This window comes from Methylobacter svalbardensis (assembly GCF_037671525.1).
GTDB lineage: Bacteria > Pseudomonadota > Gammaproteobacteria > Methylococcales > Methylomonadaceae > Methylobacter_A > Methylobacter_A svalbardensis.
Genome location: NZ_JAWPOH010000210.1, coordinates 1 through 585 on the forward strand (window position 1 = coordinate 1; position 585 = coordinate 585).

Consider the following 585-nt stretch of genomic DNA (forward strand, 5'->3'; position numbering starts at 1 on the left):
TCGTTGACCGGGGTCACGTTGATGGTCACCGTCGCCGTGTCGGTGGCACCCTGACTGTCGGTGATGGTGTAGGTGAAGCTGTCCCCGCCGTTGTAGTTGGCATTGGGCGTGTAGGTGAAGCTGCCGTCCCCGTCCTGCGCCAGCGTACCGTTGCTGGTCTGGGTGAAGCCGGTGATGCTGAAGCTGTCGCCTTCCGGATCGCTGTCGTTGCCGGTCAGCGCGCTCGCGGCAATGGTCAGCGGGGTGTCTTCCGCCGTCGTCAGTGCGTCGTTGTTCGCGTAAATGTCGTTCACAGCCACCGGCGGGTCGTTGACCGGGGTCACGTTGATGGTCACCGTCGCCGTGTCGGTGGCACCCTGACTGTCGGTGATGGTGTAGGTGAAGCTGTCCCCGCCGTTGTAGTTGGCAGTGGGCGTGTAGGTGAAGTTGCCGTCCCCTTCCTGCGCCAGCGTACCGTGGCTGGTCTGGGTGAAGCCGGTGATGCTGAAGCTGTCGCCTTCCGGATCGCTGTCGTTGCCGGTCAGCGCGCTCGCGGCAATGGTCAGCGGGGTGTCTTCCGCCGTCGTCAGTGCGTCGTTGTTCGCG

1 protein-coding gene is annotated in these 585 nt (G+C 64.3%); it reads right to left on the bottom strand.

Features of this window, described 5'->3' with window-relative positions:
- Positions 1 to 585: cadherin-like domain-containing protein (locus RW114_RS20880; protein ID WP_340124642.1), on the bottom strand; the 585-nt coding region annotated here is incomplete at both ends.